General features: G+C 61.2%; 16 protein-coding genes. All 16 read left to right on the forward strand.

Going from position 1 to position 18,631, the window contains the following annotated elements; genetic code table 11:
* The first annotated feature begins 69 nt into the window (after positions 1-69).
* Positions 70-1,551, forward strand: a complete 1,482-nt coding sequence (gene alg8, locus DBR46_RS18845) for a mannuronan synthase (protein WP_177414092.1) — start codon at positions 70-72, stop codon at positions 1,549-1,551.
* A gap of 36 nt (positions 1,552-1,587) precedes the next feature.
* Entirely contained in the window at positions 1,588-2,754 is a 1,167-nt protein-coding gene (locus DBR46_RS18855) for an alginate biosynthesis protein Alg44 (RefSeq protein WP_124527397.1), read from the forward strand.
* Between the two features lie 9 nt (positions 2,755-2,763).
* The gene (gene algK / locus DBR46_RS18860) at positions 2,764-4,269 is read left to right on the forward strand and encodes an alginate biosynthesis TPR repeat lipoprotein AlgK (protein ID WP_177414093.1); all 1,506 of its coding nucleotides are present in this window, start codon (positions 2,764-2,766) and stop codon (positions 4,267-4,269) included.
* Positions 4,266-5,753 (forward strand): alginate export family protein, encoded by a 1,488-nt coding sequence (locus tag DBR46_RS18865; protein WP_124527398.1) that lies wholly within the window; start codon positions 4,266-4,268, stop codon positions 5,751-5,753. The genes algK and DBR46_RS18865 overlap by 4 nt, the downstream gene beginning before the upstream one ends.
* The gene (gene algG, locus DBR46_RS18870) at positions 5,753-7,327 is read left to right on the forward strand and encodes a mannuronan 5-epimerase AlgG (protein ID WP_124527399.1); all 1,575 of its coding nucleotides are present in this window, start codon (positions 5,753-5,755) and stop codon (positions 7,325-7,327) included. Before DBR46_RS18865 ends, algG begins: the two co-directional genes overlap by 1 nt.
* 11 nt (positions 7,328-7,338) lie before the next feature.
* Positions 7,339-8,787 carry an alginate O-acetyltransferase gene (locus tag DBR46_RS18875; protein WP_124527400.1) on the forward strand — a complete coding sequence of 483 codons (1,449 nt, stop codon included), beginning with the start codon at positions 7,339-7,341 and terminating at the stop codon, positions 8,785-8,787.
* Positions 8,788-8,795: 8 nt separating this feature from the next.
* Entirely contained in the window at positions 8,796-9,905 is a 1,110-nt protein-coding gene (locus tag DBR46_RS18880) for a mannuronate-specific alginate lyase (protein ID WP_124527401.1), read from the forward strand.
* A 227-nt stretch (positions 9,906-10,132) separates the two neighbouring features.
* Positions 10,133-11,557, forward strand: a complete 1,425-nt coding sequence (locus tag DBR46_RS18885; protein WP_017738662.1) for an MBOAT family protein — start codon at positions 10,133-10,135, stop codon at positions 11,555-11,557.
* Between the two features lie 10 nt (positions 11,558-11,567).
* Entirely contained in the window at positions 11,568-12,752 is a 1,185-nt protein-coding gene (locus tag DBR46_RS18890; RefSeq protein ID WP_124527402.1) for an alginate O-acetyltransferase, read from the forward strand.
* 16 nt (positions 12,753-12,768) lie between these two features.
* Positions 12,769-13,422, forward strand: a complete 654-nt coding sequence (locus tag DBR46_RS18895; RefSeq protein ID WP_124527403.1) for an alginate O-acetyltransferase AlgF — start codon at positions 12,769-12,771, stop codon at positions 13,420-13,422.
* Between the two features lie 72 nt (positions 13,423-13,494).
* Positions 13,495-14,946: a mannose-1-phosphate guanylyltransferase/mannose-6-phosphate isomerase gene (locus DBR46_RS18900; protein ID WP_124527404.1), complete on the forward strand. Its 1,452-nt coding sequence runs from the start codon at positions 13,495-13,497 to the stop codon at positions 14,944-14,946.
* A 277-nt stretch (positions 14,947-15,223) separates the two neighbouring features.
* Positions 15,224-15,688, forward strand: a complete 465-nt coding sequence (locus DBR46_RS18905) for a multidrug transporter (RefSeq protein WP_124527405.1) — start codon at positions 15,224-15,226, stop codon at positions 15,686-15,688.
* Between the two features lie 14 nt (positions 15,689-15,702).
* Positions 15,703-16,515, forward strand: coding sequence for an SDR family oxidoreductase (locus tag DBR46_RS18910; protein WP_124527406.1), 813 nt, complete (start codon positions 15,703-15,705; stop codon positions 16,513-16,515).
* Positions 16,515-16,916, forward strand: a complete 402-nt coding sequence (locus tag DBR46_RS18915; RefSeq protein ID WP_017738669.1) for a hypothetical protein — start codon at positions 16,515-16,517, stop codon at positions 16,914-16,916. Before DBR46_RS18910 ends, DBR46_RS18915 begins: the two co-directional genes overlap by 1 nt.
* A 235-nt stretch (positions 16,917-17,151) precedes the next feature.
* Positions 17,152-18,078 (forward strand): NAD synthetase, encoded by a 927-nt coding sequence (locus tag DBR46_RS18920; RefSeq protein WP_124527407.1) that lies wholly within the window; start codon positions 17,152-17,154, stop codon positions 18,076-18,078.
* Entirely contained in the window at positions 18,068-18,529 is a 462-nt protein-coding gene (locus tag DBR46_RS18925; RefSeq protein WP_256659338.1) for a hypothetical protein, read from the forward strand. The genes DBR46_RS18920 and DBR46_RS18925 overlap by 11 nt, the downstream gene beginning before the upstream one ends.
* The last annotated feature ends 102 nt before the right edge of the window (positions 18,530-18,631 follow it).

Consider the following 18,631-nt stretch of genomic DNA (forward strand, 5'->3'; position numbering starts at 1 on the left):
TCCCGGCGGCGCGCGTTTCCATCCCCAGCGCGCGCCGCCTGGAGCCTTCATCACCTTCGGATGACGCTTATGTCCAAGTTAAAACATGTACTGCTGCAATCCGCCGGCTGGCTGTTCTTTCTCAGCCTGCTGATGGGACTCGCCCTGTTGTTGCCGGCGAGTACGTTCGACTCGGAGTCGAAGAATTTTATTTTCCTGATTGGCGCCGTCGGCATCTGGCGCTACTCGATGGGTGCTACGCATTTCTTTCGCGGCATGCTGTTCCTGTACGTGGTCTACCCGCACCTGCGCCGTAAAGTGCGCAAGCTGGGCAAGGCCGCCGACCCGTCCCACGTGTTCCTGATGGTCACCAGTTTCCGTATCGACGCGCTGACCACCGCGCAGGTCTACAGCTCGGTGATCCGCGAAGCCATCGAATGCGGCTTCCCCACCACCGTGGTCTGCTCGCTGGTGGAAATGTCCGATGAGCTGCTGGTGAAAAGCCTCTGGGAACGCATGAACCCGCCTGAGCACGTCAAGCTCGACTTCGTGCGCATCGCCGGTACCGGCAAGCGCGACGGCCTGGCCTTCGGCTTCCGTGCGATCTCCCGCCACTTGCCGGATGACCGCGCCGTGGTGGCCGTGATCGATGGCGACACCGTGCTCGCCGAAGGCGTCGTGCGCAAGACCGTGCCGTGGTTCCAGCTGTTCGGCAACGTCGGTGGCCTGACCACCAACGAATTCTGTGAAGTACGCGGTGGCTACATCATGAGCGAGTGGCACAAGCTGCGCTTCGCCCAACGCCATATCAACATGTGCTCCATGGCCCTGTCCAAGCGCGTGCTGACCATGACCGGGCGCATGTCGGTGTTCCGCGCCAGCGTGGTCACCGACCCGGACTTCATCGCCGACGTCGAAAGCGACTCGCTGCAACACTGGCGCCTGGGCCGCTTCAAGTTCCTTACCGGCGACGACAAGTCCAGCTGGTTCAGCCTGATGCGCCTGGGCTACGACACCTTCTACGTGCCCGACGCCGCGATCAATACCGTGGAACACCCGCCGGAAAAGAGCTTTATCAAGGCCAGCCGCAAGCTGATGTTCCGCTGGTACGGCAACAACCTGCGCCAGAACTCCCGCGCCCTCGGCCTGGGTGTACGTCGCCTGGGTTTGTTCACCAGCGTGGTGCTGTTCGACCAGCGCGTGTCGATGTGGACCTCCCTGCTCGGCCTGACAGTGGCGATCATCGCCACCTTCAAATACGGCGGCGCCTTCATCCTCGCGTACCTGCTGTGGATCGGCATCACCCGCCTGATCCTCACCCTGTTGCTGTCGTGCTCCGGCCACAAGATCGGCCCGGCGTACCCGGTGATTCTCTATTACAACCAGATCATGGGCGCGCTGGTGAAGATCTACGTGTTCTTCCGCCTTGATCAACAGTCCTGGACCCGCCAGGACACCAAACTGACCCGCGATTTGGCCAGCTTTCAACGTTGGTTCAACACCTGGTCGTCTCGGACCATGACCTTCTCCGCCGGCAGCATTTTCGTCGCCGTGTTGCTGATGATGGTCTGACCCTGCCAAGCCTGAATTAACTAGGAACTACACACCATGAATAGCCAAGCAAACGTCAACGTTGTCCACGAATCCGAAGCCCAGCGCCAACATGCGCGGGTCAAAATCCCGGCCAAGCTGCGCTTCTTCGGCAATGACGGCAAACCCACCGAAGCGCGGGTGATCGACCTGTCTGCCGGCGGCCTGGCGTTCACCGCCACCCAGCCGCTGAACGTCGGCGAAGTGCACAAGGGCCGCCTGCAATTCGTGATCGATAACCTTGGCCTGGCGATGGACGTGGAGCTGCAAATCCGCTCCCACGACCGCCAGAGCGGCCGCACCGGTTGCCAGTTCCAGAACCTGGAGCAGCAGGATATTTCCACCCTGCGCCACCTGATCACTTCGCACTTGTCCGGTGACATCGTGTCCATGGGCGAAGTATTGGCGACCCTGCAACGCGACAACTTCACCAAGGCGCGCAAGGTCAAGGACAGCGGCAGCGGCATGACCGCCTTCGGCCGCCTGCGTGCCGTGGTGTTCAGCGCGGGCATCTTCATTGTCGGCCTCGCCGCGTTCGGTTTCGTCTTCAAGTCGGTGTACGGCATGTACTTCGTCAGCCACGCCCAGGCCGGCCTGGTCAGCGTGCCCGGCATGAACGTGACCATGCCCCGCGACGGCACCGTGCAGAGCCTGCTCAAAGGTGACGCGATTGCCGCCAAAGGCGCACCGCTGGCGACCTTCAGCACCAGCATGCTGGATGTGCTCAAGGGCCACCTGGACGAAGACCAACTGCAACCGGCCAAGGTTGAAGAACTGTTCGGCAAGCAAATGACCGGCACCCTGACTTCGCCATGCGACTGCGTGGTCGCCCAGCAAATGGTCGCCGACGGCCAATACGCCAACAAAGGCGACGTGATCTTCCAACTGGTGCCACGTGGCAGCCAAGCCAATGTGGAAGCGCGCTTCACCTATCGCCAGTTCGCCGACGTGCGTCCAGGCACTCAGGTGAGCTTCCAGGTAGCCGACGAAGAACAGACCCGCACCGGCACCATCGTCAGCAGCACCAGCCTGAACAGCGCCGACCTGTCTTCCGACATCCGCGTGCAGATCAAGCCTGACGCGCCGCTGGACAGCACCTACGCCGGCCGCCCGGTGGAAGTGACCAGCGACCGCGGCCCATCGCTGAACTGGCTGATCGACAAAGCCATGGCCCACGGTCTGTAAGCAGAGGACATGCCTGTGATGACTCTCTCAAAAACACCGCAATCCCTGTGGGAGCGGGCTTGCTCGCGAAAGCAGTGTGTCAGCCAGCACATGCATCAGCTGACAGGGCCCCTTCGCGAGCAAGCCCGCTCCCACATAGGATCTCTGTGCACATTGGCATTGGCGGTGAGTCTCGCCGGATGTGCGGGTTTGCCAGACCAGCGTTTAGCCAACGAAGCCCTGAAACGCGGTGACACCGTCACCGCCCAGCAGAATTACCAGCAACTCGCAGACCTGGGCTACAGCGAGGCCCAAGTCGGCCTGGCCGATATCCAGGTGGGCACCCGCGACCCGGCGCAGATCAAACAAGCCGAAGCCACCTACCGCGCAGCGGCCGATACCTCGCCGCGCGCCCAGGCCCGTCTCGGTCGCCTGTTGGTGGCCAAGCCCGGCAGCACCGAAGCCGAGCACCGCGAAGCCGAAGGTCTGTTGAAAAAAGCCTTTGCCAATGGCGAAGGCAACACCCTGATCCCGCTGGCGATGCTGTACCTGCAATACCCCCACAGTTTCCCGGACGTGAATGCCCAGCAGCAGATCAGCCAATGGCAAGCCTCGGGCTACCCCGAAGCCGGTCTGGCGCAAGTGCTGCTGTATCGCACCCAAGGCACCTACGACCAGCATCTGGCTGATGTAGAGCGCATCTGCAAAGCCGCGCTGAACACCACCGACATCTGCTACGTCGAGCTGGCCACGGTCTACCAGAAACAAGCCCAGCCCGAAAAACAGGCTGAACTGCTCAAGCAACTGGAAGCCGGCTACAGCCGTGGCACCGTCACCGCCCAACGTGTCGACAGCGTCGCCCGTGTACTCGGCGATGCCAGCCTCGGCACCCCGGACGAAAAAACCGCCCAGGCCCTGCTGGAAAAAATCGCCCCCGGCCACCCGGCGTCCTGGGTCAGCCTGGCGCAACTGCTCTACGACTTCCCCGAACTGGGCGATGTGGACCAGATGATGAAGTACCTGGAAAACGGCCGCGCCGCCGACCAGCCGCGCGCCGAGCTGTTGCTGGGCAAGCTCTACTACGAAGGCAAGTGGGTGCCGGCCGACGCCAAGGCTGCCGAAGCACATTTCCAGAAAGCCCAGGGCAAGGAAGTCGCCGCCGATTACTACCTCGGCCAGATCTACCGCCGTGGCTACCTCGGCCAGGTCTACTCGCAAAAAGCCCTGGACCACCTGCTGACCGCTGCGCGCAACGGCCAGAACAGCGCCGACTTCGCCATCGCCCAATTGTTTTCCCAAGGCAAGGGCACCAAGCCCGACCCATTGAACGCCTATGTCTTCAGCCAGTTGGCCAAAGCCCAGGACACCCCGGAAGCCAACGACCTGGCCACGCAACTTGAGGCCCCGCTGACAGCGGAGCAACGCGCCCAAGGCCAACGCCTGGTGCAACAAGAACTGGCCACCCGCGGCACCCTGGCCCAGAGCACGTTGCAACTGCACGCCCTGGAAGAAGACGACGGCGAGGAATCCCTATGAAGCTCAACCCATTCGTCAAGGCCGGCATCGGCCTGACCTTCGCCCTGCTGTGGTCATGCCCGACCCTGGCCGCACTCACCGAAGCGAAGAACTTCGGCCTCGAAGTGAAAATCACCGGCCAGTCCGAAGACGACCGTGACCTCGGCACGCAGAAAGGCGGCGACGTCAACGGTATCGGCCTCGACGTGCGCCCGTGGGTCTACGGCGAAAGCGGCGCGTGGAGCGCCTACGCCATGGGCCAGGCCGTGGCCTCCAGCGACATCATCGAGACCGACACCCTGCAACAGTCCGCCGATGACGAGAACCAGCAGACCAGCAACAACGACCGCAAGACCAAGAAAAACTACTTGGCCCTGCGCGAGTTCTGGGTCGGCTACAGCGGCTTCACGCCCTACCCTGGCGAGATCCTCAAGCTCGGCCGCCAACGCCTGCGCAATGACGACGGCCAGTGGCGCGACACCAATATCGAAGCGCTGAACTGGACCTTCGACACCACCTTGCTCAAGGCCAATGTGGGCGTCGCCGAACGCTTCAGCGAATACCGCACCGACCTCAAGGAACTGGCGCCGGTGGACAAAGACCGCCAGCACCTCTACGCCGATGCCGCCTACCAGTGGACGCCGGGCCAGTGGATCGGCCTGCGCGGTCACCACACCCATGACAACGGCAAGCTCGACTACCCGCAACCGGGCGTGGCCACCGACTCGCTGGACAAGCGCGAGAACGGCGACCTGACCTGGCTCGGCATCGAAGCCAACAGCGACGCCTATAACTGGCGCAACACCAACACCGTCAACTACTGGGCCAGCATCACCGGCATGCGCGGCGACCGCGACAAGGTCAACGCCTTGCAGGCCGACGGTTCCAGCCCCGCCCAAGCCAAGCGCAGCGACGACTTGAGCGGCTGGGCCACCGACATCGGTATCCGCCTGCGCCTCGACCCGCAGTGGCAAGTCGGTGCCGCCTACTCCCGCGCGAGCGCCGAGTACGAGCAGAACGGCCTGCAAAGCAACCGCTCGAACTGGACCGGCACCCAGTCCCGCGTGCATCGCTTCGGCGAAGCGTTTCGCGGCGAGATGAACAACATGCAGTCCATGAGCCTGTTTGGTTCGTGGCAGTTGCGTGAGGACTACGACGCCAGCCTGGTCTATCACAAGTTCTGGCGCGTGGACGGCAATAAGCCGGTGGGCAGCAACGGCATCGATGCGGTGCAGAACAACACCGACGACGTCACCGGCGCAATCGTCTCCAGCACCTCCCTGCCCCTGGCAGACGGCAAGAAAGACCTCGGCCAAGAGATGGACCTGGTGGTCACCAAGTACTTCAAGAAGGGCCTGCTGCCCGCCGCCCTCAGCCAGTCCATCGACGAGCCTTCGGCCCTGGTGCGCTTCCGTGCCGGCGTGTTCAAGCCGGGCGACGCCTACGGCAGCCAAGTCGATTCCTACATGCACCGCGCGTTTGTTGATGTGGTGTGGAGATTCTGATGGGAGCCTGCGCGATGAAACCTCATACGTTGCTGGTCGCCGCGATGCTGATGGCCAACGCCGCAGCCTTCGCCGACACCTCGCAGCCGGTCAAGGCGCCGACCATCGCCAAAGGGCTGCAACAGGCCAAGACCTACACCATTTCCAGCCCGCCGACGGCGCCGCTGGAAATGGCCAAGCCGGCCTTGCCTGACCTGTCGGGCTACACCGCGGCGGCGATGGAAAAGAAGATCGTACGCAGCAAACAGGGCAAGACCAGCATCCGCCGCATGATGCAGGAAGACGCCCTCAAGGACTTTATCGGCGGTGACAACAAGATGGCCGAATGGGTGGTGCGCCAACACGGCATTCCCCAGGCAATCTTTGTCGACGACGGCTACATGAACCTCAAGGACTTGCTGGGCAAAGTGCCCAAGCAGTACTTCAGCGAAACGTCGCCCGGCGTGTTCCTCGCCAAGCTGCCGATTGTGGTCGGGCGCAAGGGCATCCTCGACATCGACGGCAAGACCCAGGAGTTGCGCCTGTCCCAGGAAGCCGGCTCGTTCCTGATCAACGACGGCCAACTGTTTGTACGTGACACCAAAGTCACCGGCTGGAGCGAGAAGGCCAACGGCCCGGCGCTGTTCAAGTCGCCCAAGGAGTTCCGCCCGTTCCTGCTGGCCTGGGGCGGCACCGAGACCTATATCTCCAAGACCAAGATGGCCAGCTTTGGCTACGCCAACAGTAAGTCGTACGGGGTGAGTATTTCCCAGTACACGCCGAACATGGCCAAGGTGCTCAAGCGTTCCGAGCCGACCGGCTGGATCATCGACTCCGAGTTCTCGGACATGTGGTACGGCTTCTACTGCTACGAGACCGAAGGCTTTGTGATCAAGGGCAACACCTACAAAGACAACATCGTCTACGGCATCGACCCCCACGACCGTTCCCACGGCCTGATCATCGCCGACAACACCGTCTACGGCACGAAGAAGAAGCACGGCATCATCATTTCCCGGGAAGTGAACGACAGCTTCATCTTCAACAACCGCAGCTACGACAACAAGCTCTCGGGCCTGGTGCTCGACCGCAACAGCGTCAACAACTTCGTGGCCGACAACGAGTTCTACCGCAACCACACCGACGGCATCACCCTCTATGAGAGCGGCGACAACCTGCTGTGGGGCAACAAGGTGATCGCCAACCGTCGCCACGGCATTCGTGTGCGCAACAGCGTGAACATCAAGCTGTACGAAAACACTTCGATGGCCAACGGCCTGACCGGCCTCTACGGCCACATCAAGGATTTGACCGACACCGACCGCGACATCGCCCTCGACCCGTTTGACGCGAAAGTCTCGCTGATCGTGGTCGGCGGCGAACTCGCCGGCAACGGCAGCGGGCCGCTGTCCATTGACTCACCGTTGAGCGTAGAGCTGTACCGCGTGTCGATGCTGGCGCCGACCAAATCCAGCGGCATCAGCTTCAACGGTGTGCTGGGTGATCGCCAGGAAGAGATTCTCGACCTGCTGGTGCGCCAGCAGAAAGCCGTGCTGATCGACCCTGTCGAACGCCAGACCGAAATGCAGGACTGAGGATGACCCTTATGCACCCACACATGATCAAACTGCTGAGCCTCTCGGGTCTGACCCTCGGCCTGCTCGCGGCCAGCCAGGGCGTGCGCGCCGATGAAGTACAAGCGCCAAGCTTCAGCGCCGAACCGTGCTGCAGCCTGTGCCCGGCCGCCCATGACGCGAAGAACTACACCACGCGCTACCAGCAGAACTTCACCACCCTGGTGCAAGCCCAGGGCGACTGGCTGTTCCGCACCCAGGAAGACCTGCGCACCGAATTCGACACCACCCCCGCCGGCTACAAACGCATGCAACAACTGCACGATGCGTTCAAGGCCAAGGGCGTGGAACTGGTGGTGGTCTACCAGCCGACCCGTGGCCTGGTGAACCGCAACAAGCTCAACCCAGAAGAGAAAGCCAAGTTCGATTTCGACAAGGCCCTGGGCAACTACAAGACCATGCTCGGCCGTTTCGCCAAGATGGGCTACGTGGTGCCGGACCTGTCGCCGTTGACCAACGAGCAACTGCCGGATGAACTGCCGGCCCACGACTTCTACTTCCGTGGCGACCAGCACTGGACCCCATACGGCGCCCAGCGCACGGCAAAAATCGTCGGCGCGAAAGTGCGCGCCATGCCCGAGTTTGCCGATATTCCCAAGCGTGAATTCGAAACCACGCGCTCCGGGCGCATGGGCAAGACCGGCACCCTGCACAACATGGCCGGGCAACTGTGCGGCACCAGCTACGCGATCCAGTACATGGACCAGTTCACCACCGAGCCCAAGGGCGAAGCGGGCGACGGCGACCTGTTCGGCGATTCGGGCAACCCGCAGATCACCCTGGTGGGCACCAGCCACAGCGGCAAGAACTACAACTTCGCCGGCTTCCTCGAACAGGAAATCGGTGCGGACATCCTCAACGTCGCCTTCCCCGGCGGTGGCCTGGAAGGCTCGATGATCCAGTACCTGGGCAGCGATGAATTCCAGAAGAGCCCGCCGAAGATTCTGATCTGGGAATTCTCGCCGCTGTACCGCCTGGACCAGGAGACCATCTACCGCCAGATGATGTCGCTGCTGGACAACGGCTGCGAAGGCAAGACGGCACAGATGAGCGCCAGCACTTCTTTGAAGCCGGGCAAGAACGAATTGATGGTCAACAGTTCGAACAAAGACCTGCGTAACGCCAATCACCAGGTTGATATCCGCTTCGCCGACCCGTCGGTGAAAACCCTGCAAGCCACCCTCTGGTACATGAACGGGCGCCACGAGGACATCAAGATCGACAAACCCGAGACATCCGACACAGACGGGCGTTTCGCCTTCGAACTGCGCACCGACGAAGACTGGGCCTCGCAGAACTTGCTGGCCGTGGAAGTGCAGGGCCCTGAAGCGGGCCAGGCCGCGCAGAAGGTTGAAGCGAAAATTTGCACACGCAACGTGTTCTCCGGCGGCGGTCAAAAAACCGCGTCACTGGGGCAATGAGGTTACCTATGCAGAAGTTATTGATTCCCACGTTACTGGGCCTGGCGATGTTCGCCGGCGCAGTCAACGCCGCCGCGCCACTGCGTCCGCCCCAGGGTTATTTCGCCCCGGTGGAAGCGTTCAAGACCGGCGACTTCAAGAATGACTGCGACGCCATGCCGGCGCCGTACACCGGCTCGCTGCAATTTCGCAGCAAGTACGAAGGCTCGGACAAGGCCCGTTCCACGCTGAACGTGCAATCGGAAAAAGCCTTCCGCGACAGCACCGCCGACATCACCAAGCTGGAAAAAGACACCAGCAAGCGCGTGATGCAATTCATGCGCGACGGGCGCCCGGAGCAGCTGGAATGCACCTTGAACTGGCTCACCAGCTGGGCCAAGGCCGACGCGTTGATGTCCAAGGACTTCAACCATACCGGCAAGTCCATGCGCAAATGGGCGCTGGGCAGCATGGCGTCGGCCTATGTGCGCTTGAAGTTTTCCGACTCGCACCCGCTGGCCAACCACCAGCAGGAATCCCAGTTGATCGAGGCGTGGTTCAACAAACTCGCCGATCAAGTGGTCAGCGACTGGGACAACCTGCCGCTGGAAAAAACCAACAACCATTCCTACTGGGCTGCGTGGTCGGTGATGGCAACGTCCATCGCCACCAACCGTCGCGACCTGTTTGATTGGGCCGTGAAGGAATACAAGGTCGGCGTGAACCAGGTCGATGACCAGGGCTTTTTGCCGAATGAGTTGAAGCGTCAGCAACGCGCCCTGTCGTACCACAACTACGCCTTGCCACCGCTGTCGATGATCGCCAGTTTCGCGCTGGTCAACGGTGTCGATCTGCGCCAGGAAAACAACAGCGCGCTCAAACGCCTGGGTGACAAAGTGCTGGCCGGGGTGAAAGACCCGGACATCTTCGAGAAGAAGAACGGCAAAGAGCAAGACATGAAGGACCTCAAGGAAGACATGAAATATGCCTGGCTTGAACCCTTCTGCAACCTCTACACCTGCGCCCCGGATGTGCTCGAGCGCAAGCACGGCATGCAGCCGTTCAAGACGTTCCGCCTGGGGGGTGACCTGACCAAGGTCTACGACCCGGCGCATGAAAAAGGCAACAAAGGTTCCTGAGTAGCTAACTGAAGGAACAGGGTCCCCATGTGGGAGCGGGCTTGCTCGCGAATGCGGTGTGTCAGTCGACACATCTGTAACTGAACCACCGCATTCGCGAGCAAGCCCGCTCCCACAGTTGAACCGGTTTCGGCAGTTGGAATGTTGTACCGCCCTCCCCCGAATTTTCGTGGGGGGGTTTGGGGGGGCTCTGCCCTTGACTGTTGGTTAAACATGGAGAGATCGGGATGGTTTTCTCGTCCAATGTGTTCCTGTTTCTGTTCTTGCCGATCTTCCTCGGCTTGTACTACTTGAGCGGGCAACGCTATCGCAACCTGCTGCTGCTGATTGCCAGCTATGTGTTCTACGCCTGGTGGCGAGTGGACTTCCTGGCGCTGTTCGCCGCCGTCACGCTGTGGAACTACTGGATCGGCCTCAAAGTCGGTGCAGCGGGTGTGCGTACCAAGCCGGCCCAGCGCTGGCTGCTGCTCGGCGTGGCCGTCGACCTGTGCATCCTCGGCTACTTCAAGTACGCCAACTTCGGCGTCGACAGCATCAACCTGATGATGAAGTCAGCGGGCCTGGAGCCGTTCATTCTCACCCACGTGCTGTTGCCGATCGGGATCTCGTTCTACATCTTCGAGTCCATCAGCTACATCATCGACGTGTATCGCGGGGACACCCCGGCCACGCGCAACCTCATCGACTTTGCGGCGTTCGTGGCGATCTTCCCGCACCTGATCGCCGGCCCGGTCCTGCGTTTTCGCGACCTGGCCGACCAGTTCAACAACCGCACCCACACCCTCGACAAGTTCTCCGAGGGCTGTACGCGGTTCATGCAGGGTTTCATCAAGAAGGTCTTTATCGCCGACACCCTGGCGGTGGTGGCCGACCATTGCTTCGCCCTGCAAAACCCGACCACGGGCGATGCCTGGCTCGGCGCGCTGGCCTACACCGCGCAGTTGTACTTCGACTTCTCCGGCTACAGCGACATGGCCATCGGCCTGGGCTTGATGATGGGTTTCCGCTTCATGGAAAACTTCAAGCAGCCGTACATCAGCCAGTCGATCACCGAGTTCTGGCGGCGCTGGCACATCAGCCTGTCCACCTGGCTGCGTGACTACCTGTACATCACATTGGGCGGCAACCGCAAAGGCACGCTGACCACCTACCGCAACCTGTTCCTGACCATGCTGCTCGGTGGCCTGTGGCACGGCGCGAACATCACTTACATCCTGTGGGGTGCCTGGCACGGCATGTGGCTGGCGATTGAAAAAGCCATCGGCCTGAACACCTCGCCGCGCAGCTTCAACCCCGTGCGTTGGGCCTTCACCTTCCTGCTGGTGGTGGTCGGCTGGGTGATCTTCCGCGCCGAGAACCTGCACGTCGCCGGCCGCATGTATGGCGCGATGTTCAGCTTCAACGAGTGGTCGCTGTCGGAACTCAACCGCGCCAGCCTCACCGGCCTGCAAGTGGCAACCCTGGTGGTGGCATACGCAACCCTGGCGTTCTTCGGCCTGCGCGATTTCTACCGTGATCATCCAGCGACGCCAAACCCGGCGCGCACCGTACCGGGCTACGCCATGCGGGCCTGTGTGCTGCTGCTGTTCGCGGCGTCGATCCTGAAACTGTCGGCGCAGAGTTTCTCGCCGTTCCTTTACTTCCAATTCTGAGGGAGCCGACATGACCCGTTCATTCCGCGTGCTCTACATCACTGTGTTCCTGGCCATGCTGCTGGTGCTGGGGCTGTGGTCGACGCGCAGCTTCCTGGGCTTCAGCACCAACGCCGACGCGACGGTGCTTAACGGTCGCTGGACCAAGGCCGTCGAGACTCACTACGACGACGAGTTCCCGATCAAGCGCATCGGCACCAACCTCTGGGCGGCGCTGGACTACAAGCTGTTCAACGAAGGCCGCCCTGGCGTGGTGCTGGGTCGCGATCACTGGTTGTACAGCGACGAGGAATTCAACCCCATCGTCAACGAAGACCAGAACCTGCAAGGCAACTACGCGCTGGTCGAGGGCGTACGCCAGAAGCTCAAGGCCCAAGGTATCCAGTTGGTCATGGCGATTGTGCCGGCCAAGGTGCGCCTGTACCCGGAACACGTCGGTGACGTGAAGCCGGCGAGCATCCACGCCAACCTGTACCAGGACTTCCACGCCCGTGTCGCCGCCGACAAGATCCCGGCGCCCGACCTGTTGGGCCCGCTGCAACAGGCCAAGCTGGGCGGCACCCAGGTGTTCCTGCGCACCGACACCCACTGGACCCCGGACGGTGCCGAGATCGCGGCCAAGCAACTGGCCAAGACCATCACCGAGAAAACCCCTCTGAGCGGCGAGCCGCAGCGCTTTGTCACCGAGGCCGAGAACACCGCACCGCATAAAGGCGATCTGCGTCTGTTCCTGCCCCTGGACCCGCTGTTCGAAAACCTGATGCCACCGAAAGAACCGCTGGAAAAACGCGTGACCCACCTGGCCGAAACCGGTGGCGACGACGCGCTGTTCAGCAACAGCGAAACCCCGGTGGCACTGGTCGGCACCAGCTACAGCGCCAACCCCAACTGGAACTTCGTCGGTGCGCTCAAGCAAGCCCTGCACAGCGATGTCATCAACTATTCGGAAGACGGTCACGGCCCAATCCTGCCGATGCTCAGCTACCTGAAAAGCGATGACTTCAAGAACAACCCACCGCAAGTGCTGATCTGGGAATTTCCTGAACGTTATCTGCCCGTGAACAACGAAATCGGTGATGCCGACCCGTCGTGGGTTGCGCAGCTTAAACAAGCCGGTTCGCGCCAACAGAACATGGCTTTGAACTCCCCAGTTAAAAACCAAAAATCCGAGACGCCCGACCGGGCGCAAAACTGAAAGAGAGGTAACTCACATGACTTTCACTACAACTCCTCGTCGTCTCGCTAAAACCCTGGCTCTCGCAGCCGGCCTGAGCGTGGTTTCCCTGTCGGCCTTCGCCGGTGATGCGGCCTTGTACGGTCCTGTCGCCCCTAAAGGCTCCAGCTTCGTGCGGGTCTACAACGCCTCGAACCAGGAAGTCAGCGCAACGGTAGGCGCCACCAACTTGAGCGATGTGGCCCCCCTGGCCAGCAGCGACTTCAGCTTTATGCCCGGCGGTGACTACAGCGCCAAGATCGGCAGCCAGACCGTGCCGGTCAAACTCGCCGCCGACCACTACTACACCCTGGTCAACAACGGCAGCGGCCAGCCGCAACTGATCGAAGAGCCGCCGTTCAAGAACAAGCAGAAATCCCTGGTTCGCGTGCAGAACCTGAGTGACAAGGCGCTGACCCTGAAGACCGCCGACGGCAAGACCGATGTGGTCAAGGCCGTGGCAGCCAAGGGTCGTGGCGAGCGTGAGATCAACCCGGTGAAAGTGAGCCTGGCGTTGTATGACGGTGACAAGAAAGTCGGTGATGTGAAGCCGGTTGCGTTGGAACGTGGTGAAGCGGCGGTGCTGTATGTCACAGGCACAGGTTCGAGCCTGTCGCCAGTCTGGGTGAAACGCCCGGTGTCGACCCGCTGATTAGCTTTTCAACTTGAGGCCCGCCCCTTTGGGGGTGGGCTCTGACCCCAATCGATTCAAGGAGAAACACCCATGATCCCAGTAATCCTTTCCGGTGGTAGCGGCTCACGTCTTTGGCCGCTTTCCCGCAAACAGTTTCCAAAACAATTCCTGGCCCTGACCGGCGAGCACACGCTGTTCCAGCAAACCCTGGAGCGCCTGGTGTTCGAAGGCATGGACGCGCCGATTGTGGTCTGCAACAAGGACCACCGCTTCATCGTCAACGAGCAACTGAGCAACCGCAAACTCGACTGCCAGCGCATCCTGATGGAACCGTTCGGCCGCAACACTGCGCCAGCCGTGGCCCTGACCGCGATGATGCTGGTCAACGAAGGCCGCGACGAGCTGATGCTGGTGCTGCCCGCCGACCACGTGATCGACGACCAGAAAGCCCTGCAACGCGCGCTGGCCCTGGCCACCGTCGCCGCCGAGCGCGGCGAGATGGTGCTGTTCGGTGTGCCGGCGACTCGCCCGGAAACCGGCTACGGCTATATCAAGTCCACCGCCGATTCGCTGTTGCCCGAGGGCGTGAGCCGCGTCGAGCAGTTCGTGGAAAAACCCAATGAAAAACGCGCGGTCGAGTTCGTCAAAAGCGGCGGTTATTTCTGGAACAGCGGCATGTTCCTGTTCCGCGCCAGCCGCTTCCTCGAAGAGCTGAAAAAGCACGACCCGGACATCTACGACACCTGCCTGCTGACCCTTGAACGCAGCGAACAGGACGCCGACACCGTGTCCTTCGACGAGGCGACGTTCGCCTGCTGCCCGGACAATTCCATCGACTACGCCGTGATGGAAAAAACCCAGCGCGCCTGCGTGGTGCCGCTGAGCGCCGGCTGGAGCGACGTAGGTTGCTGGGCCTCGCTGTGGGCGGTCAACGATAAAGACGCCAACGGCAACGTGACCAAGGGCGACGTGGTGATCCAGGACAGCAAGAACTGCATGATCCACGGCAACGGCAAGCTGGTGTCGGTGATCGGCCTGGAAAACATCGTCGTGGTGGAAACCAAGGACGCGATGATGATCGCCCACAAGGACAAGGTCCAGGGCGTCAAGCAGATGGTCAACACCCTCAACGAACAGGGGCGCAGCGAGACCCAGAACCACTGCGAAGTCTATCGTCCGTGGGGCTCCTACGACTCGGTGGACATGGGTGGGCGGTTCCAGGTCAAGCACATCTCGGTCAAACCGGGTGCGTGCCTGTCGCTGCAAATGCACCACCACCGCGCCGAACACTGGATCGTGGTCAGCGGCACGGCCGAAGTGACCTGCGACGAGAATGTGTTCCTGCTGTGTGAGAACCAGTCCACCTACATCCCGATTGCGTCGGTGCACCGCCTGCGCAACCCGGGCAAGATCCCGTTGGAGATCATCGAAGTGCAATCGGGCAGCTACTTGGGCGAGGACGATATCGAGCGCTTTGAAGATATCTACGGGCGTTCGACGCCGGTGGAGCGTGGCGTGTCGGTGAAAACCATCGCGCAGTAAAACAGTCGTAAAAAGAAGCCCTCGTCCAGCCGACTGCGTCCCCTATCCGCAGCCGGTTGGGCGGGGGCTTTTTCTGTGGGTTTGGGGGTGACTGTGAGGGCCTCTTCGCGAGCAAGCCCGCTCCCACAGGTTGACCGCGTATAACCTTTGGAATGCAATCAACCTGTGGGAGCGGGCTTGCTCGCGAAGGCGTCAGCCGCATCAACCTACCTCTCAAGCCGCCCAATCCCACCTACGCTTAAGTTAGGATGCTCGTTCCCCATTCGAGGTGGTCTCCATGTTTTTCGGCGTTCTCCTGATCATCACCTGGCTGATCCTGCTGCTGCGCTACCCGGCCAAGGCCCTGCCGGTATCCCTGGCCGCCGCCGTGGGCCTGGGTTTCGTCGCCATCTGGGTGGTCTGGCTGGACAACCGCGAAGCCTCGCAACTGGCACGCCTGGAGCTGCGTATCACCTACGCGCCCGAGGAATGCCCGGCCGACCGCCCACTGAAACTGGTCCTCAACAACGGCAACGACGTGCCCCTTACCGAACTGCGCTGGCGCGTCGCCGCCTATGCCCCGGGCGACACCGTCAACCTGGCCGATAACGTCTACGCCGCCCCACGCTATCGCGGGCCCGGCGAGTTGCAGGCCGGCGCCACCTGGGACGACTGCCTGCCCGCCCCACCGCTGCGCCCCGGCTATCGCCCGCAAACCCTGGAATTTCGTGCCGAGCACCTGCAAGGCAGTTTCTCGGACTGACAAAGGACTGATCCATGCCCAACGTACTTATCACCGGCTGCTCCAGCGGCATCGGCCGCGCCCTGGCTGACGCCTTCAAGGCCGCCGGCTACAGCGTGTGGGCCAGCGCCCGCCGCCCGGAGGATGTCGCCGGTTTGGCCGCCGCCGGCTTCAACGCCGTGCAACTGGACGTCAACGATAGCGCCGCCTTGCAACACCTGGCTGAACAGCTGGGTGAGCTGGATGTGCTGGTCAACAACGCCGGTTACGGCGCCATGGGCCCGTTGCTCGACGGCGGCACCGAGGCCCTGCAGCGCCAGTTCGAGACCAATGTGTTCTCCATCGTCGGCGTGACCCAGGCGCTGTTCCCGGCGCTGCGCCGCAGCAAAGGCTTGGTGGTGAACATCGGCAGTGTTTCCGGCGTGCTGGTGACGCCATTTGCCGGTGCCTACTGCGCTTCCAAAGCCGCCGTGCACGCGCTGAGTGATGCCCTGCGCATGGAACTGGCGCCGTTTGGCATTCGCGTGATGGAAGTACAGCCGGGGGCAATCGATACAAGCTTTGCGAAAAACGCCGGGGCCCAGGCTGAGTTGCTGATCAGCGAAAAATCCCCATGGTGGCCGTTGCGCGAAGGCATCCGCGCGCGCTCCCAGGCGTCGCAGGACAACCCGACGCCGGCGACCAGATTTGCCGCGCTGGTGCTCAAAGGCGTGCAACAACCGACGCCACCGCGCCTGTTGCGCGCGGGGAATGGCAGCCGGGCACTGCCGTTGATGGCGGCGTTGTTGCCCAAAGGTTTATTGGAAAGTGTCTTGAAGAAGCGCTTTGGCTTGGAACGGAGTTTGTAATGATCGACTACAGCGATTTTTTTGAAGAAGTGATCCAGACCCACGTCGAGATCGAGCAATGGTTCGCGGGCGTCGCGCCGGAAGGCACCTTGCAAAGCCTGCTCGCGCGCTTCTCCCCGGAGTTCAGCATGGTCGCCCCCGCCACCGGCACACGGGTGAATGCGGCCGGGGTCAATGCGCTGTTCACGCGCCTGGGCGGGATGCGGCCGGGGTTGAAGATCACCTTGAGTGAAATGGCCGGGATTGACCGGCATGCGCGTGGGGCGACGGTGACTTACCGTGAGCACCAGGTGGATGACAGCGGCACCCAGACTGATCGTCGCGCCACCGTGGTGTTCGAGAAACAGGCCAGCGGCGCGTTGCTGTGGCGCCATCTGCACGAGACCTTCATCAAGGCCTGACACGGTCAACAATGTGGGAGCTGGCTTGTCGGGTCGCCGCATCGCTGCGATAGCGGTGGATCAGGTGCAAATGCTTCAACTGATAGTCCGCTATCGCAGGCAAGCCAGCTCCCACAGTTTAGATTTGTGTTTGGCTTGTCGGGCCAGGTACTACAAGAAACAGCGAACGGACTGACATCATTTCAAGGAACCAATCCTCAGGCTCTTTCACCTCTGTCTACCCACAGGTGAAAGGATGCCAAGGGATTTCCTGCAAAGCGGCGTGCCAACCGCGCACACCACCACGCGCCAGCGACTGACCAGCCTGCTGGACCTGCCAAAACTCTATCAAACCATTGACGCCGACCCGGCCATCGTCGGGGCTGGGGTAGTGCATATCAGCAGTGATTATCAGGTGACGGTGCTGAGGGAGTTTGTGCCGCTGTGCAGTGTCAGGCCCAAGCGCGTGATTTTGCGGGAGGTGGCGGGGCAGGCAATCACTGCTGATGAGTACGCAAAGCTGGCGGCAAACTCGCCGCGTGAGTCGCAACTGTGGAAGGAGGCATCGGGGCTGGCGTTTTCGTGCGCCGGAGCTGCGATTGGAATCTTCGTTGCCAGGGCAGGCATCGCAACGGCGCCCTTAAGTGCAGGCGTTAGTCTTGCCGTCACTTACATTGCTTATACAGCTTCCGCCGCCAGTGCCGTGCAATGTGCCAACGGCTTATGGCGAACCTACAAAGAGCTAACCAACCCAGCCGAAAACGATTTTTACGACAGCCTGAGTTGGTATCAGGCGATGACTCTAGCCTTGGACGGCATTTCGCTGGTGGGCGCGGGTAGCTCGACGTTTGCCACGGTAAAGACAGTCATGACTATCAAAGCCACGACGGGCCGCGATCTGAATGACATTTTGAGGCGCATGAGCCGCCAGGAACGCGCAAAACTGACAAGTGAAGTTCTGCGTCTACAGAACATTCGCCGCCCCCGCGAAATGATCCGGTTAATGCAGTTGGCCGGAAAACTCCCCAAACGCTTCAGCAATGCCCAAATACGCCGGGACATTTTCATTCAACTGGCCGATCAAGTGGGCGCCGCGTTTGCGGTAGCGGGCAGCGGCATTTCAGGAAATATCAATCACGTTGTCATCGCTATTTACGAGGAGTTCGGCAGCCATGAGCAATAACATCGACACCGTGCAAGCACCACGAACATTGCGTCGTTACACCCAACGTTTTGCATTCACTGTGGGAAGTGCGGTGTCCATGAATATGGTCGCCATTTCAGGCAACCTCTCACATAGCCTGACGTATTACGCACGAATAAATTATCTCCCCAGCGAATACGCAGTAGCGGCCAGTTTGGTATTGCTACTCGCAATGTGCATTGGGCTAGCCCTGGTAGCGGCTGGGTTTCGACTAGGGCCGCCATTGCTCGTATGCGTCGCCGTCTTGAACGCTTTGCTGTCGGCGGACTATCTTGGGAATCACCCCGTGACGATGTTTGCAGTATTCCCTCTGTTCCAATCCCTGGCCTGCCTAGTGATGCTCCATACAAGAAACCACCGCCGTTTCGTCAGCATGCTGCGGGTCAAGCGCCGACGTAAAACCAGAGCCGCCAAGTCACTCATTCACTGAAATGACTGACTCAGACCGTGCTACCAACAAAGACCAACTGTGGGAGCGGGCTTGCTCGCGAAAGCGGTGTGACAGTCACCTACTTTATTGGCTGACCCACTG

Source organism: Pseudomonas sp. KBW05 (assembly GCF_003852405.1).
Taxonomy (GTDB): Bacteria; Pseudomonadota; Gammaproteobacteria; order Pseudomonadales; family Pseudomonadaceae; genus Aquipseudomonas.